The sequence below is a fragment of the Acidimicrobiales bacterium genome, from assembly GCA_035536915.1.
Lineage (GTDB): Bacteria > Actinomycetota > Acidimicrobiia > Acidimicrobiales > JAHWLA01 > JAHWLA01.
In genome coordinates this window covers 1-26,200 of the sequence record DATLNE010000005.1, presented here as the reverse complement: position 1 = coordinate 26,200, position 26,200 = coordinate 1, and the positions used below count along the sequence as shown (strand labels likewise).

The following is a 26,200-nucleotide window of genomic DNA, read 5'->3' as shown; positions in this document are numbered from 1 at the left end:
CTTCCGGCAGGTTCCCGCCTCTTTTGGACGTGGACCACGTGGTTCGGGCGGCGCAGCGCGGCGACCCGGCGGCCATGGACGAACTGATCCGAGAGCTGTCGCCCTACGTCGGGCGCATCTGCGGCGCCATCGCGCTGGCGGACGGCGACGACGCGGCGCAGCAGACGTTCATCGCCGTGCTGCGCAACCTCCGTTCGCTGCGGGAGCCCGCCGCCCTCAAGGGGTGGGTGCGTCGCATCGCCGTGCGTGAGGCGTACCGGGCGGCGAGCCGACAACCGACGGAGGCCCTGCTCGATGCGAACACCGAGTTGCCCGACCTCGACACCAGCGTCGACGTGCAGTCGGTGCTGGCGAAGCTGCGGCCGGAACACCGCGCCGTGCTGGTGCTGCGCGACCTCGACGGGTTGTCGGAGGCGGAGACCGCGGCGCTGCTCGGGGTGCCCGAAGGCACGGTGAAGTCGCGCCTGCACCGGGCACGGGCCGATTTCGTGAAGAGGTGGCGAGCATGACCTGGCCCACGGCAACACTCGACAACGGGGCACGCGCCCGAATCTTGGCCGCCGCTATCCCCAACGCGGCGGTGGTCGAGGTAGAGGTCGACGTGCCGTTCGACGAGGTCTGGGGTTGGCTGTCGGACTTGGAGCGGTCGGTGCCCGAGCTCGACCCGACCGTCGCCGCCGTCGAGGTCGTGGAGAAGAAGGGCATGCACTGGCGCATTCGGGCCTCCGCTCCGTACGTCGGCGTGAAGTTGCCGTTCGACGTGCGCATGGAGGATGGGTTCTGCCTGATGCGGGCACGCTGGCGGCTGTTCACCGTCGTCATGGCGGCCACGCCGTTGCCCGGTGGCCGCACCCGGATCACCCATGTCGAAGGCGTGCCACTGCCCTTCACCCGGTGGATGCGCCCTGTCCTCCGCCGCTTCGTGAGCGAAGACGTACGGGGCATGATCCGCCACTTCCGCTGAGCGCCTGAAGTTGCGTAGGAATCGCGCCGTTTTCCGGCGCGATTCCTACGCATGTTCCGAACGTGGGGGGGCGTCAGGAGAGGCTCTGCGCCGCCCGGCGCACCTCCACCGGCGTGTACTTGTAGGACGGCTGGCGCGAGTGGGGGTCGAACGACGAGACGGTGAGCATGTTCACCCCTGCGTCGTGCATCGGCAGGAAGACCTCACCACGTCGCACGGTGGCGGTGAGGTAGGCGCGAGCTCGCACCGAACCCCGCGACGACGCCACCACCACCCACTCGTCGGCGCGGATGCTGCGCTCCTCGGCGTCGTCGGGATGGAGCTCAACGTGCAGTTGCGAGGGCGCCAGCATGCGCAGCACCGACGACTTCGACGTGCGCGTCCCGGTGTGCCACTCGGCGCTGGTCCCCCGTCCGGTGAGGAGAACCAGGGGGTACCGCTTGGACGGGACGTCGCGCGGCGGGGCGGGGTCGTCGAAGACGAACCTGGCCCGCCCATCGGGGTGGAAGAAGCGGCCGTCGCCGAACAGCCGTCGCTCTCGGTCGAGCGCCGCCGGATCGACGCCCGCGGGAACCGGCCACTGCACGCCGTAGCCGAGGCCGTCGAGCGAGGCGTACCCGTCGAGCGCCGAGAAGTCGCACGGCCGTCCTCTCGACAGCACGGCCAGCGAGCGGAACACGTCTTCCGGCGTGCGCCACCGGGCGAACAGGTCGGCGCAGCCCCACCGATCGGCGATCCGCTTGAAGATCTCGAAGTCGGCCACGGCGTCGCCCGGCGGCTCGGCGACCCGCTTGATGCGCCCGATGCGCCGCTCCGAGTTGACGAAGGTGCCGTCCTTCTCCCCCCATCCCGCCGCGGGCAGCACGAGGTCGGCCACCGCCGCGGTCTCGGTGGTGGCGTACATGTCCTGCACCACGAGGAAGTCGAGCCTGCTGAGCACGTCGTGGAGGTGGCCCTGGTTGATCCACGAGTGCGCGGGGTTGGTGGCGACGACCCACAGCGCCCGGATGCGGCCACCGACGATGCCCTCGACGATCTGGTCGTAGGCCCAACTGGGTCGGTCGGGGATGCGGGCGGGGTCGATGTCGAGGATGCCCGCCACCTCGTTGCGATCCTCGGCCACCGTGAAGTCGCGCCCGCCGAACAGGTTCGTGGTGTTGGCGAACAGGCGCGAACCCATGGCGTTGCACTGGCCGGTGATGGAGTTGGCGCCGGTGCCCGGCCTGCCGATGTTGCCCGTCATCAAGGCCAGGTTGACGACGGCCTGCGCGGTGCGAACGCCTTGGTGGCTCTGGTTGACGCCCATCGTCCACCAGAACGAGACCCGCTGCCCGCCGTGGATGGTGGCCGCCAGCCGTTCGAGGGCCGCAGGCTCGATGCCCGACTCCGCCGCCACCCGCTCCGGCGTGAAGGCGGAGACATGGGAAGCGAAGGCCTCGAAGCCGTCGGTGTGGGCATCGACGAAGCCGCGGTCGACCCACCCTCGTTCGAGGAGGATGCGGGCCAGCCCGTAGAGGAACACCAGGTCGGACTTGGGACGGATGGCGTAGTGCTGCGTGGCCGCCACCGCCGTCTCGGTGGTGCGAGGGTCGACTACCACGACCTCGGGACGATGCCGGTTGCGACAGATGCGTTGCCACATGATCGGGTGCGCGATACAGAGGTTGGAGCCGATGAGTACGACGACGTCGGACTCTTCGAAGTCGGCGTAGGTGTAGGGCGGGGCGTCGAAGCCGAACGCCTGCTTGTAGGCCACCACCGACGTCGCCATGCACTGGCGGGTGTTGCCGTCGCCGTGCACGACACCCAAGCCGAACTTGGCCAGCGCGCCCAGCAGGGCCAGCTCCTCGGTGGGCATCTGTCCCGTGCCCAGGAAGGCGACGGCCTCCGCACCGTGCTGGGCCTGCACCGCCTTCATGCGCCCCACGAAGGCATCGAGCGCGGTGTCCCAGTCGACCGGCCGGAGGCGGCCCCGGTCGTCGCGCAACAGGGGCGTCGTAGCCCGGTCGTCAGCGGCAAGGGGGGCCATGGCCTCCCACCCCTTGGGACAGGCCATGCCGAGGTTCACCGGGTACGACGCCGACGGCGTGAGGTTCACAGGCACGCCGTCGCGCATGTGCACGTCGAGCGAGCAACCGGTCGAACAGAACCCGCAGACCGTCGGAATCGTCTGCTGCGGGGCGATGGCGGCGGGCACCTGGCCGACGCCGAAGTCGCCGGGCACGCGGCGCAGCTCGTCGGTGAGCGGGCCATTCCGGCGGCGGAGCAGGCTCACGGCCGCGCTCCCGGCATTCGCGGTCCCGCCTCGGCCGTGAAGAACAGCGAACGCTCGACCAGCTCACCTGCCACCAGCAGGGCGAAGCCCAGCACGGCGACCGCGCCTGCGCCACTGGTCACCACCGAGGCGAGCGCGGGAGCGACCACGCCGCCCACGCCGCCGAGGAGGAAGCGTGCGGTCGTGGCGCGCGCCAGTTCACCTCGGAGCAACTGGGCGGTGCGAACGAGCTCGGGATGGGCAGAGCGACGGGGCACGAGCACCACGGCGTCGCCGGCCAACTTCGCCACCGTGAGGACGACGACGGCAAGCGCCAACCCGTCGACCGACGAGCCCGTCGAGGCGGCCACGGCCAAGGTGGCGGCCATCCCGCCCAGCACCGTCGTGAGCCCGAACCGGCGCGCCGTCGACGGCAACGACCACCACCGTCGGCCGCACGCGGCGTAGATCATCACCGAGCACCCCACGCCCACGATGCCCGCCACCGCGGCCACGGCGGCGAAGACGTCGTCGAAGCCGGCGGCCGCGGCCAACGGCCCGAACGCCCCGAAGGCCACGACCTCCCGGCTCAGCCAGGAGTGACGGAAGCCCAGCACGGCGCGGAAGGCGTACTGCGGTCGACCGAGGTGCCCGATGCTGGCGACGAGGGCGACGATGCCCATCACCGCGCCGAGGACGGCGCCGCCGCCGCCCATCACGGCGTCGACCAACACGGCGCCCACGGCGACCTGGGTGAGCACGAGCATCAGGGCAAGGGGGGGATGCGCGTGCGAGGGCCGGATGGTGTCGCGGTCGGCCGCCTCCAGCCCGGCCACCGCCGGTCGGGTGGTGAGGTACACGGTGGTGGGCACGGTGCGCGACGACAGCGGTGCGCCGGGCACGAGCGAGCCGCCGGTGGCCGCTTCCGCCCTCGCCGTGGTGACGTCGACGATCCCGATGCTGATCGCACTGGTCGGGCACGACTGCACGCACGCCGGCGCCTCCCCCGCGCCCAGCCGGTCCTGGCACATGTCGCACTTGCGGACGATGCCGCGCTTCTCGCTGAACTGCGGCACCTCGTACGGGCACATCCACATGCAGTAGCCGCAGCCGATGCACTGGTCGTCGAGGTGGGCGACGATGCCGGTCACCGGGTCCTTCTCGTAGGCGTCCACCGGGCAGCCCTGCAGGCACGCGGGCTCCACGCAGTGGTGGCACGCCGTGGTCACCGTCTGCTGCAGCGCCAGCGCCGGTGTGCGGCTGCGCAGCAGGCCCACGCTGCGCCACGCCTCGTCGGCGTCGAGGCCGTTGAGGTTGTGGCAGGCGACCACGCACGACTTGCACCCGGTGCACGCGTCGAGGTCGACCTCGAACCCGTACTGCTGACCGGGACCGGGCGGCGAGGCCGGGACCAGCGAGCGGTAGGTGCGCTCGGCCACCGGCAGTTCGCCGTCGTCGTGCAACCGGGCGAACTCCTCGACCGCCGACAGCTCGTGGAGGACCCCGCTCACGAGCGGTCGCTCGGTGGCACGCCCACCTCTACGACCCCCTCGACCACGCGGACCGGGAACACCCGCACGGCGACGGCGGGGTCGTCGAGGCACACGCCGGTGCGCAGGTCGAAGCTCTGCTTGTAGACCGGCGATGCCACCTTGGGCACGTCGCCTCTCGTGCCGACGATCCCGCGGGAGAGCACGTACGCCTGGCTGAAGGGGTCGAAGTTCGACAGCGCGTACACGTCGTCGCCGGCCACCCGGAACACTGCGACCTGCCACGGTCCGACCATCGCACCGGCGCCGCGATCGACTCCCAAGCGCTCCAACGGCGCCACCGGCACCCAGGTCGTCACGTCGTCGAGGATCGTCACAGCAGCACCTCCAGGGGAGTCGGCTTCTCTTCTTGCCGAGCCGGGCGGATCTGGCCTCGCTCGCGCACGAACACGACGTTGGGGTCGGGCCCGTCGACGTTGACGAACGAGCGGAAACGGGCGAGGGCTTCGGGGTCTTCGATGGTCGCCTTCCACTCGCACTCGTAGGTGTCGACGTGACGCTGCATGTCGGCCTCGAGGTCTTCGGCGATGCCGAGCACGTCGTCCATCACCACCCGGCGCAGGTACTCGATCCCGCCTTCGAGCTTGTTGAACCAACTCGCCGTCCGCTCCAGTCGATCGGCGGTGCGGACGTAGAACATCAGGAACCGGTCGATGTAGCGGATCAACGTGTCGGTGTCGAGGTCCTCGGCCAGGAGCACGGCGTGCTGCGGGCGCATGCCGCCGTTGCCGCAGACGTAGAGGTTCCAACCCTTTTCGGTGGCGATGACGCCGAAGTCCTTGCCCTGCGCCTCCGCGCACTCGCGGGCGCAGCCCGACACCGCCGACTTCAGCTTGTGCGGCGCCCGCAGGCCCCGGTACCGCAGTTCCAACTGGATGGCGAGGCTGGTCGAGTCCTGCACGCCGTAGCGGCACCAGGTCTCGCCGACGCACGACTTCACCGTGCGCAACGCCTTGCCGTACGCATGCCCCGACTCCATGCCCGCGGCGATGAGGCGGGCCCACACGGCAGGGAGCTGGTCGACGCGAGCGCCGAACAGGTCGATGCGCTGGCCGCCCGTGATCTTGGTGTAGAGCCCGAAGTCCTTGGCCACCTGCCCGATGGCGATGAGCTGGTCGGGCGTGAGCTCGCCGCCGGGCACGCGCGGCACCACCGAATAGGTGCCGTCGCGCTGGAGGTTGGCGAGGAAGTGGTCGTTGGTGTCCTGCAACGCGGCCTGCTCGCCGGCAAGGATGTAGCCGGCGCCGAGCGAGGCCAGGATCGACGCCACCGTTGGCTTGCACACCTCGCAGCCGCGGCCCGTCCCGTAGCGAGCCAGCAGCTCGGCGAACGTGCCGATTCGATGCACCCGGATCAGGTCGAACAGCTCCTGGCGGGAGTAGGCGAAGTGCTCGCACAGATGGGTGGTGACCTCGACGCCTGCCGCCGCCAGCTCGTGGTTGAGGAGCTGGGTGACGAGGGGCACGCAGCCGCCGCACGACGTTCCCGCCTTGGTGCAGGCCTTGACCGCGCCCACGTCGGTGGCGCCTCCGGCCACGGCATCGCAGATGGCCGACTTGGTCACGTTGTTGCACGAGCAGACGGTGGCCGTGCCTGCCAGTGCGCCGACGCCGACGGGCTCGGCGCCCGCCGCAGGAGCGATCAGGGCGGCGGGGTCGTCGGGCGTGGGCATGTCGCCGCGCGCCATCTGCACGAGCGTCGTGTAGGCGGTGGCGTCGCCCACGAGGATGCCGCCCGCCACCCGCGTGCCGTCGGGCGTGATCACCAGGCGCTTGTAGACGCCGTTCACCGCGTCGGAGAAGGTGATCGACTCGCCCGTCGACACGTCGCCGAAGCAGGCCACGTCGACGCCCAGCAGCTTGAGCTTGGTCGACATGTCGGCGCCCGCGAACTCGGCGTCGCCGCCCAGCAGCCGCCGCGCGACCACCCGGGCCATGTCGTAGCCGGGGGCAACCAGGCCCCACACGCGGCCGTCGGCCACGGCGCACTCGCCGACGGCGAAGATGCGGGGGTCCGACGTGCGGCACGCGCTGTCGACGACGATGCCGCCGCGCTCGCCCATGTCGAGGCCGCACGCGCGAGCGAGCTCGTCGCGCGGCCGGATGCCGGCGGAGAACACCACGAGGTCGACGTCGAGGGACGTGCCGTCGGCGAAGCGCATCTGCGCCACCCGGCCGTCGTCGCCCGCCGCCAGCTCCGTCGTCTGCATCCCCGTGTGCACGTGGACGCCGAGCGCTTCGATGCGAGCGCGCAGCACCGCCCCGCCGCCGTCGTCCACTTGCATGGGCATGAGCCGCGGGGCGAACTCGACGACATGGGGCTCCAACCCCAGGTTGCGCAAGGCGTTGGCCGCTTCGAGCCCGAGGAGGCCGCCGCCGACGACGGCCCCGACCCGGCGACCGGAGGCGTCGTGGCGGATGGCTTCGAGGTCGTCGAGGGTGCGGTAGACGAAACAGCCGGGAAGGCCACTGCCGGGGACGGGAGGCACAAACGGGTACGAACCGGTGGCGAGCACCAGGGCGTCGTAGGCGACCTGCACCCCGGCGGCCGAGGTGACCGTGCCCGCGGCTCGGTCGATCCCGGCGATGGGGTCGCCCAAGTGCACCTCGATCTCGTCGTAGGCGCCCGGCGCGACGAGGGTGAGGTCGTCCTCGGTAGCCCCGTCGAAGAACGAGCTGAGGGCGACCCGGTCGTAGGCGAGCCGACGCTCCTCGCCGAAGACGACGACCCGCCAGGCGTCGAGCCCGCCTCGTTCGGCGAGTGCCTCGACGAGCTTGTGGCCGACCATGCCGTTGCCGGCGACGACGAGGGTGGGGCGGGTCATACCCCGGCTCCGGCGAGCGTGGGGCGGGCCGCCTCGGCGGGGCTGCGTCGGAGGTAGGCGGCCCAGGTGACCGCGCCGAACACGATGTAGGAAGCGAGGAACACGCCCATCGCCGGGACCGGCCAGTCGGCGTGGGCCGCGGCCACAGCGGCCTTCTCGACGGGGGTCTGGGCCGCCTGCACGAGGGACGAGACCTGCAGGCTCGCCTGTCGCAGCACCAGTTGGATCAAGGCGCCGCCCATCGCCCCGATCGCCCCTGCGATCCCGATGACGGCGGCAGCCCGGCGCTTGTACTCGACGGCCACGGAGGCGGGTGCGACGCCCCGCTCGGCCGCCTCACGCTCACCGAGGCGGGCGAAGATCGACGGGATCATCTTGTACGTCGAGCCGTTGCCGATCCCGGCCAGCAGGAACACCACCATGTACGAGGTGAAGAACACGGCGAAGCTGCGCTCCCGCACGCCGACGATGGCGGTGGTGGTGGCGGCGGCCATGGCGCCGAACACGGCGAACGTCACCCGGGCGCCGCCGAGCTTGTCGGCTACCCAGCCGCCCAGCGGCCGGGCCACCGACCCGATGAGGGCGCCGAGGAAACCGAGCCCGCCGAGGTAGGTGGCGATGAACGGGTGGCCCGCCAGGAACTCGGGGAACGTGTTCTTGATCACCAGCGGGAGGGTGAACGAGAAGCCGATGAACGAGCCGAACGTGCCGATGTAGAGCATCGACATGACCCACGTCTGCGGCTCGCGCAAGGCGGCGCGGTACGAGCTGGTGTCGGCCTTGGCTTGCGTGAGGCTGTCCATGAACAGCCACGCACCGATGGTGGCCAGGGCGATGAGGGGCAGCCACATCAGCCCGGCGTAGGCGAGGTGCACGTCGTGCTCCGGCCGGCGCACCGCTGTCGCCGGCACGCCGACGACGATGACCAGGGGGACGAGCAACTGTGCGACAGCCACGCCGAGGTTGCCGCCCGCGGCGTTGAGGCCGAGCGCCCAGCCCTTCTTCCGCTCGGGGTAGAAGAACGAGATGTTGGCCATCGACGACGAGAAGTTGCCGCCGCCGACACCCGCCGTGGCGGCGCACAGGAGCAGTACCCACAGTTGCGTGTCGTGTGCCTGCTGGGCCAACCAGCCGCTCGGCACCACGAAGGCCAGCAGCAGCGTGGGCAGGAACAGCAGCGCGGCGCTGACGGTGGTCCACGCCCGGCCGCCGAAGCGAGGGACGGCGAACGTGTAAGGGATGCGGAGCACGGAACCGATCACGTTGGGCACGAGCGTCAGCAGGAACAGCTCCGACACCGGGAGCTTGATGCCGGCGTTCCCGAGGTTGAGCACGACGATCGTCCAGAGCACCCACACGCAGAACCCGATGTGCTCGGCGAACATCGAGAGGATCAGGTTCTTGCGGGCGATGCGTTCGCCCGAGGCCTTCCAGAAGGCCTCGTCGTCGGGGTCCCAGTCGTCGATCCAACGTCCAAGCTGCATGGGTACACCCAACCGCGCCGGTGTTACAGCCAGGTGTCCGTTCTGTTGAACGTCACGGGTCGACTTGCCCACGAGGGGGTTCGGCGCCCTGTGGGCGAGACGAAACAACGACGAAACGCTCGGCTCACAGCCCGGCAATGCGAGCCGGGCACACTGCTCAGCAGATGTCGTTGCTTCCCCTCGAAGGCTTCAGAGTCGGCGTGACCGCCGACCGCCGCGCCGCCGAACAGGGCGAGCTCCTGGTGCGGCGGGGGGCCGAGGTCGTCCACGCACCGACCATCAGCACCGAGTACCTCGGCCACGACGACGCCGTGCGACAGGCGACCGAAGCCGTCATCTCGGGCAGGCCCCACTACTTGATCGCCACCACTGGGATCGGCGTGCGGGCGTGGTTCGACGCCGCGCAGGCGTGGGGCCTCGGCGACGACCTGCAGGAGACGCTGGCCGCCGCGCAGGTCGTCGCCCGAGGGCCCAAGGCGGCTGCGGCCGTCCAGGTGGCGGGGCTCGATCCGGCCATGACGGTGGAGAGCGAACGGCTCGACGACATCGTGCCTCTGTTGGCAGAGCGTGGCCTCGCCGGTCGCACCGTCGCCCTCCAGCACTACGGGCGCCGTGACGACAAGCTCATGGCCGCCTTGGCCGCCGAGGGCGCCACCGTGGTGGAGGTCCCCGTCTACCGCTACCGGCTGCCCGCCGACGACGGCAGGGTCGGCGGCTTGATCGACGGCGCGTGCGCCGGCGACGTCGACGCCGTCACCTTCACCAGCGCGCCCGCGGTGGCCCACTTGCTCGATGCCGCCGACGCCCTCGGCCGGAGCGAGGCGCTGTTGCGGGCGTTCAACGAGAGCGGGGTGGTCGCTGCGTGCATCGGTCCCGTGTGCGCCGAGGCGGCACGCGCCTCGGGCATCGCCGGTCCGGTCGCACCTGAACGAGGGCGGCTCGGCCTGTTGGTGCGGGTGCTGACCGACGCGCTGCAAGCGCGCCGGCGCGAGGTCAGGTTGGGCTCGGCCCTCCTCGTGGTCCAGGGCCGAGCGGCCGAGGTCGACGGCGCCGTGGTGCGGCTGACGGCGTCGGAGGCCGGCGTGCTCGACCACCTGGTGCGCCGGCCCGGCGCGGTCGTCTCCAAGCAGACGATGCTGCGGGGCGGCGCCACCAGCGAGCGAGCCCTGGAGGCGACCGTCGCCCGGCTCCGCCGACGACTCGGCCCCGCCGGCGGCGCGCTGCGGACGGTGCGAGCCCGCGGCTACTGCCTCGGCCTCGACTGAACGACTTCTAACGCGTGGGCTGGAACACCCCGAACTCGGCCCGCAGCACGTCGCTCACCTCGCCGAGGGTCGCCTTCACCCGCAGCGCCTCCTTCATGGGGACGAGCAGGTTCTGCGTGCCCCGCGCCGCCGCAGCCACGTCGTCGAGCGCGTGGCGCACGGCGTCCTGGTCTCGTTCGGCCTTGAGGCGACGCACCCGGTCGGCCTGCTGCTGCTGCATGGCCGGGTCGATGGGGAACACCTCGGCGGGCTCGACTTCGCCCTCGGTGTACTTGTTCACCCCGACGATGACCTTCTCGCCGGCGTCGACCGCCTTGGCGTGCTCGTAGGCCGCCGCTTCGATCTCGTCCTGCATGAAGCCCTGCTCGATGGCCGAGACGGCGCCGCCCATGCCGTCGATCTTGTCGAGGTAGGCCCACGCCCCTTCTTCGATGGCGTCGGTAAGCGACTCCACGAAGTACGAGCCGGCCAGCGGGTCGGCGGTGTCGACCACGCCCGACTCCGAGGCGATGACCTGCTGGGTGCGCAGCGCCACCCGGGCGGCCCGGGCGGTGGGCAGGCCGATGGCCTCGTCGAAGCCGTTGGTGTGAAGGCTCTGGGTGCCGCCGAGCACCGCGGCGAGGGCCTGGATGGTGACGCGCATGATGTTGTTCTCGGGCTGCTGGGCGGTGAGGGTCGAGCCACCGGTCTGGGTGTGGAACCGCAGCAGCTTCGACTTCTCGTCCTTGGCCCCGAAGCGCTCCGTCATGATCTTCGCCCACATGCGACGGGCGGCCCGGAACTTGGCGATCTCTTCGAAAAAGTTGTTGTGGCCGTTCCAGAAGAAGCTGAGGCGAGGGGCGAAGTCGTCGACGGAGAGGCCCGCGGCGACGGCGGCGTCCACGTAGGCGATGCCGTTGGCCAAGGTGAAGGCGATCTCCTGCACCGCCGTGGAGCCCGCCTCGCGGATGTGGTAGCCGGAGATGGAGATGGTGTTCCACTGGGGGATGCGGTCGCGGCAATAGGCGAAGATGTCGGTGATCAGCCGCATCGACGGGCGGGGCGGGTAGATGTAGGTGCCCCGGGCCACGTACTCCTTGAGGATGTCGTTCTGGATGGTGCCGCCGAGCTTCTCGGACGGGATGTTGTTCTCCTCGGCCACGAGCTCGTAGAGCAGCAGCAGGGTTGACGCCGTGGCGTTGATGGTCATCGACGTGGTGACCTTGTCGAGCGGCATGCCGTCGAGCAGCATGCGCATGTCGTCGATGGAGCTGATGGCCACGCCGACCTTGCCGACCTCGCCCTCGGCGCGGGGGTGGTCGGAGTCGTAGCCCATCTGCGTCGGCAGGTCGAAGGCGCACGACAGGCCCGTGGAGCCGTTGGCCAACAGCAGCTTCCACCGCTCGTTGGTGGCCTCGGCGGTGCCGAAGCCGGAGTAGGGGCGGATGGTCCACGGCCGCCCCCGGTACATCGTGGGGTAGACGCCCCTCGTGTACGGGAACGAGCCCGGCTCTCCCAGCTTGGTCTCCGGGTCCCACCCCTCGAGATCGCCCGCCGCGTAGACGGGCTTGATCTCGATCCCCGAGTCGGTACGACGAACGTCCTCGGCCATGGCGCTCAGGTTACGACCGCCGAGGTTTCGCGAGCTAAAGCGCCTGCGTCAGCCGATGGCGATGCACGCCACGCCCGCCAGCGCGAAGGCCAAGCCGACGAGTTGCGCCTTCACCAGCCGCTCCTTGAGCACCACCCGAGCCAGCAGCACGGTGCCCGCCGGGTAGAGCGAGCTGAGCACGGCGACGAGCGACAGCAGCCCTTGGCGCACGGCCAGCAGGTAGACGGCGTTGGCCGTCACGTCGAGCACGCCGGAGGCAGCGATGGCGGGCACGGCGGGGCGATTGGGGCGGAGTTGTTGCCGGGCCACGAGGGCACCGACGGTGACGGCGACGACCGACGCGGCACGAGCCGACACCAGGGGCCACCAGCCGGCGTCGTCGCCGGTCTCGGCCAGCAGGATGAACAGGGCGCCGAAGCCGACGCCCGCGCCGACGGCCCAGCCCACGGCGGCCCATTCCCGGTCGGCCGGGACGTCGTCGTCGGGATCGTCGGAGCGGGCTACGAGGGCGACGGCCGCGAGGGCGAGCAGCACCCCGAAGAGGACGAGGGCCGACGGGCGCTCCCCGGTGGCCAGTCCCCACGCCACCGGCAGCACGGCGGCGCCCACCGCGGTGATGGGCGCCACCACGCTCATGCGGCCGGTGGCCAGTCCCCGGAACAGCAGGAACACCCCGATGCCGCCGCACACGCCGGACGCCGCGCCGATGACAAGGTCGCGGTCGGTGGCGTGGCCCGAGGGGTCGACGACGAGCAGGAGACCGAGCAGCAGGAAGCCGAGCAGGTGCGCCGGGACGACGACCGAGGTGGTCGGCGTGCGCCGAGACGCCAGCCCGCCGAAGAAGTCGCCTGCGCCGTACGACGCGGCGACGATCAGCCCGAGGAGGACAGCCAGCGGATCAGGCCGGAGGTTGCTTAGCGTGCGGCATGCACAGCTCGTCGTACTCGGCAATGACCAACTCGCCCGCGTTGGGGCCGCACGCCGGGCACTCCGGGTCGCGGTGCACCTTGAAGGTACGGAACGACTCCTCCATGGCGTCGTAGGCCAGCAGGCGGCCGATCAGCGGCTCGCCCAGGCCCAAAAGGATCTTGATGGCCTCCATGGCCTGGATGCTGCCGACGATGCCGGGCAGCACGCCGAGCACGCCTGCCTCGGCGCACGACGGCGCCAGTTCGGCGGGAGGCGGCTCGGGGATCATGCAGCGGTAGCAAGGGCCCTCGTAGGGGGCGAAGACGGTGGCCTGGCCCTCGAAGCGGAAGATCGAGCCGTGCACCACGGGGATCTTCTTGAGCAGTGAGGCGTCGTTCACCAGGTAACGGGTGGGGAAGTTGTCGGTGCCGTCGACGATCACGTCGTAGCCGTCGATGATGTCGAGCACGTTGTCGGCGCCCAGACGGACGTCGTAGGTCACGACGTTCACGTCGGAGTTCAGCAGTGTCAGCGTCTTCTTGGCCGAGTCGACCTTGCGGTCGCCCACCCGGTCGATGTTGTGCAGGATCTGGCGCTGCAGGTTGGAGTCGTCGACCACGACCATGTCGATGATGCCGATGGTGCCGACGCCGGCCGCCGCCAGGTAGAGGGCCGCGGGGGAACCGAGGCCGCCTGCGCCCAACAGGAGGACCTTGGAGTCGAGCAGCTTCTGCTGGCCGACCTCGCCCACCTCGGGGAGCAGGAGGTGGCGCTGGTAGCGGTTGCGCTGCTCGGAGGTGAGGGCTTGGGGCGTCTTCCAGGCGCGGCCCTCGTTCTTCCACTTCCCGAAGCCGCCGGCCATGGAGACGACGTTGGTGTAGCCGAGGTCTTGCAGGCTGGCCGCCGCGAAGGCCGAGCGGACGCCGCCTGCGCAGTAGACGACGACGGGCGTGTCCCGGTCGGCCACCTTGTTCTCGATCTGCAGTTCGAGGAAGCCGCGGGGGATGTGCACGGCGTTGGGGAGCGCGCCCTGCTCGTACTCGTCGGCCTCGCGCACGTCGACGACGACGGCGTTGGGGTCGGTTGTGATGGTCTGCTCGGCCGTGGCCGTGTCGACCTCTCGGATCTTCGACTTGGCCTGGCTGAGCAACTCGCGGAACGTGGGCACGGGCGCTACCTCCTGGAACGGTAAAACCTTACCAATAAGGTCGGCATTCCCGGCCGGCCGTAGCGTGGCAGCCATGGAGTTCTCCGAGGTGGTGCGGCGGCGGCGCATGGTGCGTCGCTTCGACGGGACGCCGGTGGCCCGCGAGGTGGTCGAGCGGCTGCTGCGCAACGCAGTGCGGGGACCGTCGGCAGGGTTCAGCCAGGGGTTCGCCTTCGTGGTGCTGGAAGGCGAAAAGCAGACGAGGCCGTTCTGGGACGCCGTGCTCGACCCCGAGTGGGAGGGCGGGGGCTGGCGGACGGCGCCGGTGGTCGTGGTGCCGCTCTCCAATAAGCAGGCGTACCTCGACCGCTACTCGCGGCCCGACAAGGAGTTCCTGGGCATGGGCGAGGAGTCCGCGTGGCCGGTCCCCTACTGGGACATCGACGCCGCCTTCGCCACCATGTTGCTGTTGCTGTCGGTGGTCGAGGAGGGCTTGGGGGCGGTGTTCTGCGGGATCTTCAAAGGCGAGCGCGAGGCGCTGCATGCCTTGGGCGTGCCGGAGTCGTACCGGGCCATCGGCGCGGTGGCGCTGGGCCACCGCGCCCCCGACGAGCACTCGCGGCCGTCGTGGAAGGGCGGCCGCAAGCCGTTCGAGGAGGTCGTGCACTTCGGCCGCTGGTCAGCCGACGATGTGCGGTAGCAGTTCGCTGATCGGGCCGCGGAGGACGACGTCGGCCAGGTGGTCCATGGCCGTGGCCTCCCCGTTGACGATGACGATGCGGGCGCCCGCCTGCTTGGCCAGTGGCACGACGGCGGCGGCCGGGTAGACCGTCAGGGTTGAGCCGACGGCGAGGAGGAGGTCGCACGCGAGGGCGGCCCGTTCGGCCCGGCGCAGGTCGTCGGCCACCAGGTCCTGGCCGAAGCTGATGGTGGCCGACTTGAGGATGCCGCCGCAGGTGCGGCACGCAGGATCGTCTTCGCCGTTGCGCACGCGCTCCAGCGCCCGCTCCATAGGCGCCCGCTCGCCGCACGACCAACACGCCACCTGGCGCATGGTGCCGTGGATCTCCACGATCTTGTCGGCGCTGTTGCCCGCCTGCTGGTGGAGTTCGTCGATGTTCTGGGTGACGAGGGTGTGCAGCTTGCCCCGCTGTTCGAGGGCGACGAGGGCGCGGTGGCCGGCGTTGGGCTGGGCCTCCCACGCAGGCGAGTGAAGCCGGGCCTGCCACGCCGCCCGCCGCACCTCGGGTTCGTTGAGGTAGTGCTCGAGGGTGGAGGCCCGCTCGGCGGCGGGGTTCTTGGTCCACACGCCCTGCGGGCCCCGGAAGTCGGGGATGCCCGAGTCGGTGGAGATGCCGGCGCCGGTGAGGACGGTGATCGCCTTGGCCTCGTCCACCCACGCCTTCGCCTGCTCCGCCTCGGGCGTCATGTGATCCAGCATCGCGCCTCTTGACAACCTGTGTGGAATGTAATGAAATACAGCCAGACGTCACTCGTCACCGGCACTTCCCCCGCCACTCGCCAACCCGACTGCCCCGCCTGCGGAGGAACGCCCGTGACCCCGGTCCCGGTCCTGCCAACCGTCACCACGCTCACCATCCGACCTTGGCCCGACGCCCTCATCGACGTCGTCGGCCACGACCCCCGCTCCGCCTACGTCGAGAACTACTGGGTGGGTGTGCTCGGGCCCACGGCGGCCTGGGTCCTGCGGCGTATCGCCGCCGGCCTCGAGGCCCAGCCCGACGGCTTCGTGCTCGACCTGCCCGAGACCGCACGGTCGATCGGGCTGTCCGAGAACTGCGGCCGCCACTCACCCTTCACCCGGTCGTTCGCCCGGCTGGTGCAGTTCGACCTGGCCCAGCCGCTGGGCGAACGCATCCTCGCCGTGCGGCGCAAGGTGCCCCCACTGACCAGACGGCAGCTGCTCAGGCTGCCCGCCTCACTTCAGGCCTCGCACCAGGCGTTGCAGGACGCCGACCTACGAACCCCCAGCGTCGAACACCTCCGCCGCCGGGCGCGACAACTGGCCTTGTCGCTGCTGGAGCTGGGGGAAGACCTCGAAGCCGGAGAACGCCAGCTCCTCCGGTGGAACTTCCACCCCGCCCTGGCCCGAGAAGCGGCGGCCTGGGCGTGGGAGCGGCACAACGCGGCGGCGCGGACCGAGGCGAGCACGCACCTCGAAGTGCTCCCCGGCGGCGACGCCGCATGATCGGGGCGGGCGCCCGGCCCCCCAGGCGTCCGCCCCGTCTTCGTGGCCCGCTTCGAGCGGAGGGGGCCACTCCGCACGCCGACCGCACACGCGACTGCGGCCGGTGTGCTCAGGCCGGTGCGGCCGACGCTGCCCGCTTGGCGTCGGCTGCTCGGCCGAACTCCGCCACCGCCGCCGGGGTCGTCCCTGGCCTCGCACTCGCCAGGAAGAGGAGGAAGAACCGATGGCCCCGCACGAAGGCCAACCCGTGCGACGTGACCGCCCCGTCGGGGCGTCGCTCGGCCTGGCTGAACCCCGTGGCGCCTGGCACGCCCTCGACCTCGTAGCGGGCGGAGCCGCGACCTTCGAGGTTGATCAGGCCGTCCTGCAGGTACGCCGCGGCGCTCGCTTCGTCGCGGAACTCGTACACCGCCTGGTACAGCTCGTCGCCCGCTTGGTTGCGCCACGCCCGGGCCAAGCCCGCCTTGAAGCCTCGGGTCTCCAACAGCGACCGCTCCGCCGATGTGTCGACCTCGGCCTTGGCCGCCGCCTCCAGGTCGAGCGGCCCCAGGCCGGCGCGGGTGTCGGGCACCCGTGTCCAGTCCGGCCCCAGGTCGTCGAGCATCAGGGCGCCGTTGACGGGACTCGCCGGGATCGTCGGCGGCGGCGGTGCGGCGCTCGTGGACGTGCCCCTCCCGTCGTCGTCCCCTCCGTTGCGATCGGCGCTTCGTTTGTCGCCTCCGCTGGTGCACGCCGCCAGCAGAACGGCGACCGCGACCACGGCGCCGACGAGGGCCAGCGGGCGACCGACCCGCTCGCGCCCGCGCACCTGCGCCATTCGGGCGGACATGTCGCCCTCCACTCGGGCCGACACCGCCACCATCACGGCCACGCGCCCCAGGCCGAAGGCTGCTCCGACGGCACTCGACCACCACGGCCCCGCGGTGGCGCCGAGCACGAACGCGGCCCACCACAGCCAGGTCGACAGGATCGTCAGCGGACCGACGCCAAGGCGCGCGCCGTACAGGACGGCGGCGACCCTGATCGGGAACACGCGCGCCCACGCCTGGGGCACCTGTCGGTGCACCGCCGCCGGCCGAGGGCGCCCAACCAGGTCGAGCACGACAGCGACCGCCACGACGAGGGCGGCGACTGGCTCCGACGCGCCCGGAAGGCCGAAGCCCGTCCACGCCGCGCCCACCACGAACCCGGCGAGCGCGCCAGTGGCGCCCGCCGCCAGGGCCAGGAGGATCGTCACTCGCACTCGCTCAAGCCCCCGCACGGAGGGCGTCACCGTTTCGGTGATCGACAAGCCTCAGGGCGACCACAGCGCTCGCACCGCGGCCAACAACGCCAGGACCAGGGCGACGGCGCCCACGTCAGCCGTCGCCGGGCTCCGCCCGTCCCGTCCAGTAGCCCCGCGCCGGTTCTTCGGGCGCGGCCGATGCCACGCGGGCGCGCCCGAGCGGGCGTTCCGACTCCGGCTGGGTGATGACGGGCAGCCCTTGGCCGCCGACGCCGATGAGCTTGTGGGCCTCGAACCCGTTGACGATCGACTGGAGCTCGTAGATGCCCCCGCTCGACAGCGCCCCGTTGGCGCCGCCCGCTACCACCCGGCGCAAGGAGTCTCGGATGGCGAACAGGGAATCGCGTGCACCGTCGAGGGCTCCGGGCACGTGGAACAGCACGGGGCCACCGACGCCGGCCAGGCCCGCCGAGGCCCCGGCGGCAGCGGCAGGCACCACGGCCACGCCGGTGGGGCGAGCGCCTTCCACCACGAGGGCGCGGGCGACGCGAGCCGACGCCCCCTCCAAACCGGGCGCCACCAGTCGGTAGCCGCCGGGCACGCGGCCTGCCTCTGCAGATGCCTCGGGGCCGACCAGGTGCGTCACCAGCGCACGGGGCTGCGGGCCGGTGGCGGCAGCCACCGCAGCGTCGACGCCGATCACCAGCGGGTAGCCCTGCGTGGCTGCGGCCGCTCCGGCCACGCCGGCCAAGTTGAAGACGTCGTGGCCCGCGACGCAGAACTGGCGGGACGCTCCCTTTGTCGAGCGCATCCACGAGGCGATCTCCGACGACAGGCCGGGAGCGTCTCCGGCGGTCCCCCACCGCTCGACCGTGAGGCCGTAGCGACCGAGCCAGTGCTCCACGCCCGCCGACAACGGGCCAATCAGCGTGGCCTTGCGAGCACCCAACCGCTGCAACTCGGCCGCCGTGCGGGCATCGATGGTGTTGCCGGAGGCCAGCAGCAGCGGCACGTTCAGGGCACCGGCGAAGGGGGCAGCCATGCCTGCGTAGGCAGGATCGGCCAGCGCTACGACGACGCTGGGCGCCGAGCCCTTGGGCCAGCGCACCGAGCTGACCGCGGTGGCCAAGGCGGCGGCGTCGTCGTAGGGCAGCCGCACCATCTCCCGCGTCATCACGCGTGGGTCGGCGCCGCAGCTCTCGACGATGCACTTCACGTTGTGGCCGCTGGGGCAGTAGCCGTGCACGTTCGGCCAGTTGTGGGCGCAGCAGTCGCAGATCTTCTTGAGGGCGCCGTCGGCGCAGCACCCGGTGGCGTACCAGCACCATCCCCACACGGCGTCACAGTCGTAGGTGGCGCACTTGGGTGACACGCCCGACTGGCCGCACACCCGCGCCTCGGCGGCATCGCCGACCAGCAGGTCGGTGATCATCTGCCCGCCCGCCACCAGCACGGCGAACTGCCCGGCCCGGCCCAGGAACGACCGGCGGGTGCTGCGGCCGGCCAGCCACCGGCCCGCCCGCTCCGTCCAGTCGTCGACCGACGACTTACGCCGTAGCAGCAAGGGATTCCTCCACCAGTACCTCGACCTGTTCGAGCGAGTTGGCCACGCCGCCGCCCTGCACCACGCCGGTGCGGTCGACGGTCACGAAATAGGGCGTCGAGTGCACGTTGAACGCCGAGAACATCTCCGCCGTGGCCGGGCCGTGGTCGAGGACCACCAGGCGCACGTCGTTCGCGTAATCACGTTCGAGGTACGGCAGCGAGGGCACCAGGGTGCGGCACACGTCGCACCGCTCCGACGTAAAGGCCAGCAACGTGAGCGGCGCATCGCCGTAGTCGACCCGGTCGGAGCGGGGGGCGGGCGTCCCGGCGATCGGCCCTTCCCCCGCCATGTTCGTGCCCAGCGGGCGCAGGCGAGCGTGCAGCACCCCGACCTGGCGGAGCAGCGCCACCACGGCAAACGACAGGCCGAGCACGGCCAGCCACAACAGCACGTACGACACAACCCACACGCCGCCGCTCATCGCTGCGGCTCCCCGGCCAGGCGGGTGTCCCACACCCGTCCGATGGCCCGGCGCAGGTCGAGCAGGTGCAGTACGACGAGCCCGCCGACGAACGCGGTGGACACGGCGATGACATCGGCCAGCGCAGGCATCGTCGGCCCGTCGGCGAGCGCAGCGACGCCGGCGAACCCGAGCAGGCCGGCATTGCGCACCAAGTCGACGCTCGACACCGGCCGCGCCTTGGCCGCACCGAAGCAGGCGCACCCCACCTCGGTCCCCCGGCGCACAGCGCCGAACAGCACCACAGAAAACGCCGACAGCAGCACGAAGGCGCCGATCGCACCGGCCCGGGGCACCACCACCAGCAGCGCAGCCACCACCAACTCGGCCAACGGCACGGCCCGGGCCAACGTCTCCGGCGCGGGCAACCCGAGGCCGGCGAACGACGCCGCAGTCCCACGGGGCCGCTGCCACTTGGCGATGCCCGCCCACCCCAGGACCCCCGCCGTCACCAGTGCGGCCGCGTAGGCCACCCCGTTCACGGCCGGGCCCGGGCCGCCATGCCGACGATGGGCTGGTTCAGCGGCTTGCCGCCGATGGAGCCGTAGAACGGGGCATTGCCGAACGAGAAGATGCCGCCGTCGGCAGCCACGAGCCAATAGCCGTCGCCCGCCCCGTTCGAGGCCATGCCCACCACGGGCTGCACCAACCGGTGCCCGCCCATCGAGCCCAGGAACGGCACGTTGAAGGCGAAGATGCCGCCGTCGGCCGCCACCATCCAGTACCCCTGGCCGTCGGGCCGCGACGTCATCCCCACGATCGGGCTGTTCAGCTTGATGTGGCCGGTGGCGCCGTAGAACGGCGCGTTGAAGGTGAAGATGCCGCCGTCGGACGCCACCATCCAGTAGCCGCCCCACGGGGTGGAGGCCATGCCCACGATGGGCCGGTTCAGCGGGGTGCCGCCCATCGAGCCGTGGAAGGGCGCATCGCCGAAGGCGAAGATGCCGCCGTCGGCCGCCACCAGCCAGTAGCCGTTGCCCGACGCCGTGGCCGCCATGCCCACGATGGGGCTGCGCAGGTCGATGGCGCCGGTGCTCCCGTAGAAGCGGGCGTCGCCGTAGATGAGGATGATCCCCGACGACGTCGCCATCCAGTAGCCCTCGCCCGTCGGGGTCGACGCCATGGCCACCACTCGGTCGGGCAGGCCGCTGCCGCCCGCACTGCCGTGGAAGCGGGCGCCGCCGAAGGCGAACAACCCCCCGTCGCGGGCCACGAACCAGTAGCCGTCAGCCCTCGCCGCCTCTGCGGGCGAAAGGGACGACACAACGAGCGCGAACAGCACCCCGAGAACCGCGAACGACCGCCGCATGCAACGCATGGTACGGGCTCCCACCCTGGGGCCGCGCGAACTACCGCTTGGTGAAGCTGTCGACGAACTCCACCAACGTGCGCACGCCGAACCCGGTGCCGCCCTTGATCACGTAGGCGTCGTCGCAGTCGGCCCGGGCGGGGCCGGCGATGTCGAGGTGCGCCCACGGCACGTCGCCCACGAACTCCTTCAGGAACAAGCCGGCCACCAACGTGCCCGCCTGTCCGGGGTTGCCGATGTTCTTGATGTCGGCCACCTCGGAGTCGAGGTGCGACCGGTACTCCTCGGGCAGCGGCAGCTGCCACACCGGCTCGCCCACCCGGTCGGCGGCAGCCCGCACCTGCTCCACCACTCGGTCGTCGTTACCCATCAGGCCGGCCACCTTCTTGCCCAGCGCCACCACCTGGGCGCCGGTGAGGGTGGCGATGTCGACGATGGCATCGGGCGCGGCGTCGACGGCCATCGACAGCCCGTCGGCCAGCACCAAGCGCCCCTCGGCGTCGGTGTTCAACACCTCGATCGTCGTGCCGTTGCGGGCCCGCAGCACGTCGCCCGGCTTCACCGCCCGCCCGCTCGGCATGTTCTCGGTGGCGGGCACGAAGGCCGTGACCCGGGTGCGCACGCCGAGCGCGGGCAGGGTGCTCATGGCCGCGATCACCGCGGCCGCTCCGCCCATGTCGGTCTTCATGGTCGTCATGCCGTCGGCCGTCTTGATCGACAGGCCACCGGAGTCGAACGTGATCCCTTTGCCCACCAGCACGACGTGCCCGCGGGGCCGATTGGGAGGCTCGTAGGTGAGCTCGATGAACCGGGGCGGCTCGTCGGAGCCCTGGGCCACGCCGAGCAACCCACCCATGCGCTCCTGCCGGATCTGCTCCTCGTCGAGCACCCGCACGCCGAGCCCGGTGCGTTCGGCCATCTCCACCGCACGCTCGGCCAAGCGGGTGGGCGTCATGGTCGCGGCGTGCTCGTTGACCAGGTCGCGGGCGAAGCACACTGCTTCGACGACGACGGCGGCCCGGTCGAGCACCGCCTGCCGCGCCCCCACCACGGTGACCCGCTGGATCTGCGACACCGTGGCCTCCGACTTCAACGCCGTGTAGGCGTAGGCGGCCAGGCCGATGCCCTCGGCCACCGCCCGCCCCGCCACTGCGGGTTCCACCCCGCTCGATCCCAACACCACCGCCACGTCGGTGGCCCGGCAGGCGGCCTTGGCCAACGCCGCGCCCGCCTTGCGGTACGTCTCAGCCGTGACCGTGCCCTCGTCGCCCAACCCCAGCGCCACCACCACGCCGCCGTCGTCGGCAGGCAGCACGTGGGCCTGGCCCGCCTTAGCCTCGAAGCCCACGGCGCCCAGGTAGGCGGTGTCGAGCTCGACGACGCCGCCGTCGCCCTGCACCAGGCCGGTGAACACGGGCACGCCCAGCACGGTGGCCTCGGCGGGCACCGCTCGCGATGCGCTGAAAGTGATCGGCATGGGAACGGCTACTCCTTCGGGACCGAGCGGGTGGGCAGGGACTCCCCCTCCTGCCACCGGGCCATGGTCCACAGCAGGTCGGACAATCGGTTGAGGTACGGCACGGCCAGCGACCCGTCGGCCGCGGCGCGAATGGCCAGGCGCTCGGCTCGGCGCACCACCGTGCGGGCCACGTCGAGCAGGGCCGAGGCCCGGTTCTGCCCGGGCACCACGAACTCGGTGGGCATCTCGAAGCGCTCGTTCAGCGCGTCGATGTGCGCCTCCAGCGACGTCACCATCTCGGCGGTAACGGCCGTCGACCCGGGCACGAGCTTCGAGCGGTTGTCGGCCGCCGTGGCCAGGTCGGCCATCAGCACCCACAGGTCGCGCTCCAGGGCGACCAGCAGTTCGTCGAGCTCGGAGCCCCGCTCGGCCTCCGCCCGGGCCAGGCCGAGGAACGACTGTGCTTCGTCGACGGTCCCGTAGGCGTCGACCACCAGCGCGTCCTTGCCGACCCGCCCGCCGAAGTAGAGGCCGGTCGTGCCGTCGTCGCCCTTCTTCGTGTAGATGCGCACCGGGCGACGAGACTAGGCCGCAGCAAACGCAATGGGGACAGGAACGGGCCCGCTACTACCCTGAAGGGGCCATGCCCAGCTACCTCGACGCCGTCCGCGAGCGGGTCGTCGTCTTCGACGGCGCCACCGGGACCAACATCCAGATGCGGGACCTGACCGCCGACGACTTCGGCGGTACCGCCCTCGAAGGTTGCAACGAGGTGCTGGTACAGACCCGGCCCGACGTGATCGAAGACCTGCACCGGTCGTTCCTCGAAGTCGGCGTCGACGTGGTGGAAACCGACACCTTCGGCGCCTTCTCGGTGGTGCTGGCCGAGTACGGCTTGGCCGACCAGGCCTACGACCTCAACGTGGCGGCGGCCCGCATCGCCAAGGAAGTGGCGTCGGGCTACGGCGGATGGGTGGCGGGCTCCATCGGCCCCGGCACCAAGTTCCCGTCGCTGGGCCAGATCCCCTTCACCGCCCTGCGCGACTCCTACGAGGAACAGGCCCGCGGCCTGCTCGAAGGCGGCGTCGACTTCTTCATCATCGAGACCGTCTACGACCTGCTCCAGGCCAAGGCCGCCGTCATCGCCTGCCGCCGGGCCATGGCCGCCGTGGGCAAGGACCTGCCCATCCAGGTGCAGGTCACCATGGAGCTCACCGGGCGCATGCTGCCCGGCACCGAGATCGGCGCCGCCCTCACCGCCCTCGAAGCGGTGAGCCCCGACATCATCGGCCTCAACTGCGCCACCGGCCCGCAGGAGATGAGCGAGCACCTTCGTTACCTCTCGCAGCACGCTCGCCAACCGATCTCGTGCCTGCCGAACGCGGGGCTGCCGTCGGTGGTCGACGGCAAGATGCACTACGACCTCACGCCGGAGCAGTTGGCCGACTACCACGCCCGCTTCGTCACCGAGTTCGGCGTGTCGGTCGTCGGCGGTTGCTGCGGCACCACGCCTGCCCACCTCAAGGCCGTCGTCGACCGCGTCAAAGACCTCACGCCGACGCCGCGCACCACGCAGTTCGAGCCCGGCCTGGCGTCGATCTACAGCCATGTCCCCTACGACCAGGCGCCGTCGTTCCTGGTGGTGGGCGAGCGCACCAACGCCAACGGGTCGAAGAAGTTCCGCGAGGCCATGCTGGCCGACGACTGGGAGACGTGCGTCGCCATGGCGCGCGAGCAGGTCAAGGAGGGCTCGCACGTCCTCGACGTCTGCGTCGACTACACGGGCGAGAACGGCGTCGACGACATGAACGAGGTGGCTTCGCGCTTCGCCACCCAGGCCACCGTGCCGATCATGCTCGACTCCACCGAGCCGCCCGTCATCGAAGCGGGCCTGCAGTGGATCGGCGGCAAGGCCATCCTCAACTCGGTCAACCTGGAAGACGGCGACGCCGAGGGCACCCGCTTCGACCGCTTCCTGCGCCTGGCCCGCGAGTACGGCGCCGCTGTCGTCTGCACGTGCATCGACGAAGAGGGCCAGGCCCGCACCGCCGACTGGAAAGTGCGCGCCGCCAAGGCGATCCACGACCGTGCCGTCGAGCACTACGGGCTGCAACCGAGCGACCTGTTCTTCGACCCGCTGGTACTGCCCATCAGCACGGGCATGGAGGAGGGCCGCCGCGACGGCATCGAGACCATCGAGGGCATCCGCCGCATCAAGGCGGAGCTGCCCGGCGTCAACACCATCATCGGCCTGTCGAACATCTCGTTCGGCCTCAGCGCCGCGGCCCGCCACGCCCTCAACTCGGTGTTCCTGCACGAGTGCCACGAGGCCGGCCTCGACGCCGCCATCGTGCACGCGGCGCGCATCATGCCGCTCAACAAGATCGACCCCCGCGTCGTCGAGGTCTGCCTCGACCTGATCTACGACCGGCGGCGCGACGGCTACGACCCGCTGCAGGAGCTCATCGGCCTGTTCGAGGGCGTGTCGTCGACGACCCTGGAGAAGGAGGACCGCTCCGACTGGCCCATCGAGCGCCGCCTGTCGCAGCGCATCATCGACGGCGACCGCGACGGCCTGGAAGCCGACCTCGACGCCGCGCTGGGCGCGGGCATCCCCGCCCTCGACATCATCAACGACACGCTCCTGGCGGGCATGAAGGTGGTGGGCGAGCTGTTCGGCTCCGGCCAGATGCAGCTGCCGTTCGTGCTCCAGTCGGCCGAGACGATGAAGGTCGCCGTCGCCTACCTCGAGCCCCACATGGAGAAGAACGACCAAGGCGGCAAGGGGCGAGTGGTGCTCGCCACCGTCAAGGGCGACGTCCACGACATCGGCAAGAACCTGGTCGACATCATCCTCACCAACAACGGCTACGAGGTGCACAACCTCGGCATCAAGGTGCCGCTGACCGACATGATCGACAAAGCCGTCGAGGTCAAGGCCGACGCCATCGGCATGAGCGGCCTGCTGGTCAAGAGCACCTTGATCATGCGCGAGAACCTCGAAGAGCTGAACAGCCGCGGGCTCTCGCACCTGCCGGTGATCCTGGGCGGCGCCGCCCTCACCCGCACCTACGTCGAGCGCGACCTGCGCGAGGTCTACGAAGGCCGGGTCTTCTACGGCAAGGACGCCTTCGAAGGGCTGGCCACCATGGACCGCCTGGTCGAGCTGCGGAAGTCGGGCGAGGACGACCCCGAGTTCGGCCGCACGCCCGGCGGGCGTGACATCCCTCGCCGCGCCGCCAAGGAAGCGCCCGACCCCTCGACGATCCCGGCCCGTTCCCCGTCGGTGGCGAACGACAACCGGCTGTTTCCCCCGCCATTCGTGGGCTCCAAGGTGGTCAAGGGCATCTCGCTCGACGAGATCGCCGCCTACCTCAACGAGACGGCGCTGTTCCGCCACCAATGGGGCTTCCGGCCCGAGAACGGCGAGAGCGACGAGCAGTTCAAGGAACGGGTGCGCGCCGTGCTGCGCGACAAGCTGGCCGAGGCCAAGGCGTCGGGCGTGCTCGTGCCCCAGGTGGTGTACGGCTACTTCGCCGTCAACGCCGAGGGCAACGACCTGGTGGTGTGGAAAGACGAGACGGCCTCGCAGGAGTGGATGCGCTTCACGTTCCCGCGCCAGTTGGAAGAGCCGTGGCTCTGCATCGCCGACTTCTTCCGGCCGGTGGGATCGGGCGAGGTCGACTACGCGGCGTTCCACATCGTGAGCATGGGAGCGGCCGTTTCCGAGGCCGCCGCCGAGCTGTTCGCGGCCGACAAGTACCAGGACTACCTCTTCCTGCACGGCCTCGGCGTCGAGATGACCGAGGCGCTCGCCGAGCTGTGGCACCGTCGCATCCGCGAGGAGTGGGGCTTCGCCGACGAGGACGGGCCGTCGCTCGCTGGGCTGTTCCGTCAGCAATACCGCGGCGGCCGCTACTCGTGGGGCTACTCGGCGTGCCCCG

The 26,200-nt window shown here is 71.0% G+C and carries 22 protein-coding genes; 6 read left to right on the top strand and 16 right to left on the bottom strand.

The genetic code is table 11. The features are described 5' to 3' along the window. Positions 1-29: 29 nt before the first annotated feature. Both VM938_01595 and VM938_01590 read left to right on the top strand, forming a co-directional pair. The gene (locus VM938_01595) at positions 30-509 is read left to right on the top strand and encodes a sigma-70 family RNA polymerase sigma factor (GenBank protein HVF73715.1); all 480 of its coding nucleotides are present in this window, start codon (positions 30-32) and stop codon (positions 507-509) included. Then, positions 506-964, top strand: coding sequence for an SRPBCC family protein (locus VM938_01590; GenBank protein HVF73714.1), 459 nt, complete (start codon positions 506-508; stop codon positions 962-964). The genes VM938_01595 and VM938_01590 overlap by 4 nt, the downstream gene beginning before the upstream one ends. 73 nt (positions 965-1,037) lie before the next feature. On the opposite strand, the gene VM938_01585 is transcribed toward VM938_01590, so the two are convergent. From VM938_01585 to VM938_01565, 5 genes are read right to left on the bottom strand one after another with little or no spacing between them, the layout of a single operon-like run. Then, positions 1,038-3,239, bottom strand: a complete 2,202-nt coding sequence (locus tag VM938_01585; protein HVF73713.1) for a nitrate reductase — start codon at positions 3,237-3,239, stop codon at positions 1,038-1,040. Continuing rightward, entirely contained in the window at positions 3,236-4,729 is a 1,494-nt protein-coding gene (locus VM938_01580) for a DmsC/YnfH family molybdoenzyme membrane anchor subunit (GenBank protein HVF73712.1), read from the bottom strand. Before VM938_01580 ends, VM938_01585 begins: the two co-directional genes overlap by 4 nt. Then, on the bottom strand, positions 4,726-5,085 hold the full coding sequence (gene nirD, locus VM938_01575) for a nitrite reductase small subunit NirD (protein ID HVF73711.1): 360 nt from the start codon (positions 5,083-5,085) through the stop codon (positions 4,726-4,728). Before nirD ends, VM938_01580 begins: the two co-directional genes overlap by 4 nt. Beyond that, on the bottom strand, positions 5,082-7,592 hold the full coding sequence (nirB, locus tag VM938_01570) for a nitrite reductase large subunit NirB (protein ID HVF73710.1): 2,511 nt from the start codon (positions 7,590-7,592) through the stop codon (positions 5,082-5,084). Before nirB ends, nirD begins: the two co-directional genes overlap by 4 nt. Next, positions 7,589-9,076, bottom strand: coding sequence for an MFS transporter (locus VM938_01565; protein ID HVF73709.1), 1,488 nt, complete (start codon positions 9,074-9,076; stop codon positions 7,589-7,591). The genes nirB and VM938_01565 overlap by 4 nt, the downstream gene beginning before the upstream one ends. A 164-nt stretch (positions 9,077-9,240) precedes the next feature. Between VM938_01565 and VM938_01560 the strand changes: the two genes are divergently transcribed. After that, entirely contained in the window at positions 9,241-10,341 is a 1,101-nt protein-coding gene (locus VM938_01560; GenBank protein ID HVF73708.1) for a uroporphyrinogen-III synthase, read from the top strand. Between the two features lie 7 nt (positions 10,342-10,348). On the opposite strand, the gene VM938_01555 is transcribed toward VM938_01560, so the two are convergent. From VM938_01555 to moeB, 3 genes are read right to left on the bottom strand one after another with little or no spacing between them, the layout of a single operon-like run. Beyond that, positions 10,349-11,932, bottom strand: a complete 1,584-nt coding sequence (locus VM938_01555) for a methylmalonyl-CoA mutase family protein (GenBank protein HVF73707.1) — start codon at positions 11,930-11,932, stop codon at positions 10,349-10,351. Positions 11,933-11,980: 48 nt separating this feature from the next. Then, entirely contained in the window at positions 11,981-12,883 is a 903-nt protein-coding gene (locus VM938_01550) for a DMT family transporter (GenBank protein HVF73706.1), read from the bottom strand. Further along, entirely contained in the window at positions 12,831-14,009 is a 1,179-nt protein-coding gene (moeB, locus tag VM938_01545) for a molybdopterin-synthase adenylyltransferase MoeB (protein HVF73705.1), read from the bottom strand. Before moeB ends, VM938_01550 begins: the two co-directional genes overlap by 53 nt. Positions 14,010-14,082: 73 nt before the next feature. Between moeB and VM938_01540 the strand changes: the two genes are divergently transcribed. Continuing rightward, positions 14,083-14,688, top strand: coding sequence for a nitroreductase family protein (locus VM938_01540; protein HVF73704.1), 606 nt, complete (start codon positions 14,083-14,085; stop codon positions 14,686-14,688). Here VM938_01540 and VM938_01535 read toward each other — a convergent pair. Next, a complete protein-coding gene (locus tag VM938_01535) occupies positions 14,668-15,417 on the bottom strand; it encodes a Sir2 family NAD-dependent protein deacetylase (GenBank protein HVF73703.1) in 750 nt (249 codons plus the stop codon). The genes VM938_01540 and VM938_01535 overlap by 21 nt on opposite strands. 126 nt (positions 15,418-15,543) lie before the next feature. On the opposite strand from VM938_01535, the gene VM938_01530 reads away from it, so the two are divergent. Continuing rightward, positions 15,544-16,197: a hypothetical protein gene (locus VM938_01530; protein ID HVF73702.1), complete on the top strand. Its 654-nt coding sequence runs from the start codon at positions 15,544-15,546 to the stop codon at positions 16,195-16,197. 109 nt (positions 16,198-16,306) lie between these two features. On the opposite strand, the gene VM938_01525 is transcribed toward VM938_01530, so the two are convergent. The 7 genes from VM938_01525 to VM938_01495 form a co-directional block, all read right to left on the bottom strand. Next, positions 16,307-17,434 carry a hypothetical protein gene (locus VM938_01525; protein HVF73701.1) on the bottom strand — a complete coding sequence of 376 codons (1,128 nt, stop codon included), beginning with the start codon at positions 17,432-17,434 and terminating at the stop codon, positions 16,307-16,309. 121 nt (positions 17,435-17,555) lie between these two features. Continuing rightward, positions 17,556-18,986 (bottom strand): cell wall-binding repeat-containing protein, encoded by a 1,431-nt coding sequence (locus VM938_01520; GenBank protein ID HVF73700.1) that lies wholly within the window; start codon positions 18,984-18,986, stop codon positions 17,556-17,558. Then, positions 18,970-19,449, bottom strand: coding sequence for a conjugal transfer protein TraF (gene traF, locus VM938_01515; protein HVF73699.1), 480 nt, complete (start codon positions 19,447-19,449; stop codon positions 18,970-18,972). The genes VM938_01520 and traF overlap by 17 nt, the downstream gene beginning before the upstream one ends. Continuing rightward, positions 19,446-19,970, bottom strand: coding sequence for a MauE/DoxX family redox-associated membrane protein (locus VM938_01510; GenBank protein ID HVF73698.1), 525 nt, complete (start codon positions 19,968-19,970; stop codon positions 19,446-19,448). Before VM938_01510 ends, traF begins: the two co-directional genes overlap by 4 nt. Then, positions 19,967-20,797: a hypothetical protein gene (locus tag VM938_01505; GenBank protein ID HVF73697.1), complete on the bottom strand. Its 831-nt coding sequence runs from the start codon at positions 20,795-20,797 to the stop codon at positions 19,967-19,969. The genes VM938_01510 and VM938_01505 overlap by 4 nt, the downstream gene beginning before the upstream one ends. 40 nt (positions 20,798-20,837) lie before the next feature. Continuing rightward, complete coding sequence (locus VM938_01500) at positions 20,838-22,274, bottom strand: leucyl aminopeptidase (protein HVF73696.1); 1,437 nt, start codon at positions 22,272-22,274, stop codon at positions 20,838-20,840. An 8-nt stretch (positions 22,275-22,282) separates the two neighbouring features. Beyond that, on the bottom strand, positions 22,283-22,828 hold the full coding sequence (locus VM938_01495) for a cob(I)yrinic acid a,c-diamide adenosyltransferase (GenBank protein ID HVF73695.1): 546 nt from the start codon (positions 22,826-22,828) through the stop codon (positions 22,283-22,285). 71 nt (positions 22,829-22,899) lie between these two features. Here VM938_01495 and metH point away from each other — a divergent pair. Further along, on the top strand, positions 22,900-26,200 hold a 3,301-nt coding region (gene metH, locus VM938_01490), incomplete at its 3' end, for a methionine synthase (protein ID HVF73694.1).

Bases quoted from the DNA above. Each gene is read 5' to 3' on its own strand.
- VM938_01590 (HVF73714.1), top strand. From the start codon at position 506: ATGACCTGGCCCACGGCAACACTCGACAACGGGGCACGCGCCCGAATC.
- nirB (HVF73710.1), bottom strand. From the start codon at position 7,592: ATGACCCGCCCCACCCTCGTCGTCGCCGGCAACGGCATGGTCGGCCAC.
- VM938_01565 (HVF73709.1), bottom strand. From the start codon at position 9,076: ATGCAGCTTGGACGTTGGATCGACGACTGGGACCCCGACGACGAGGCC.
- VM938_01560 (HVF73708.1), top strand. From the start codon at position 9,241: ATGTCGTTGCTTCCCCTCGAAGGCTTCAGAGTCGGCGTGACCGCCGAC.
- VM938_01555 (HVF73707.1), bottom strand. From the start codon at position 11,932: ATGGCCGAGGACGTTCGTCGTACCGACTCGGGGATCGAGATCAAGCCC.
- VM938_01540 (HVF73704.1), top strand. From the start codon at position 14,083: ATGGAGTTCTCCGAGGTGGTGCGGCGGCGGCGCATGGTGCGTCGCTTC.
- VM938_01535 (HVF73703.1), bottom strand. From the start codon at position 15,417: ATGACGCCCGAGGCGGAGCAGGCGAAGGCGTGGGTGGACGAGGCCAAG.
- traF (HVF73699.1), bottom strand. From the start codon at position 19,449: ATGAGCGGCGGCGTGTGGGTTGTGTCGTACGTGCTGTTGTGGCTGGCC.
- VM938_01505 (HVF73697.1), bottom strand. From the start codon at position 20,797: ATGCGGCGGTCGTTCGCGGTTCTCGGGGTGCTGTTCGCGCTCGTTGTG.
- VM938_01500 (HVF73696.1), bottom strand. From the start codon at position 22,274: ATGCCGATCACTTTCAGCGCATCGCGAGCGGTGCCCGCCGAGGCCACC.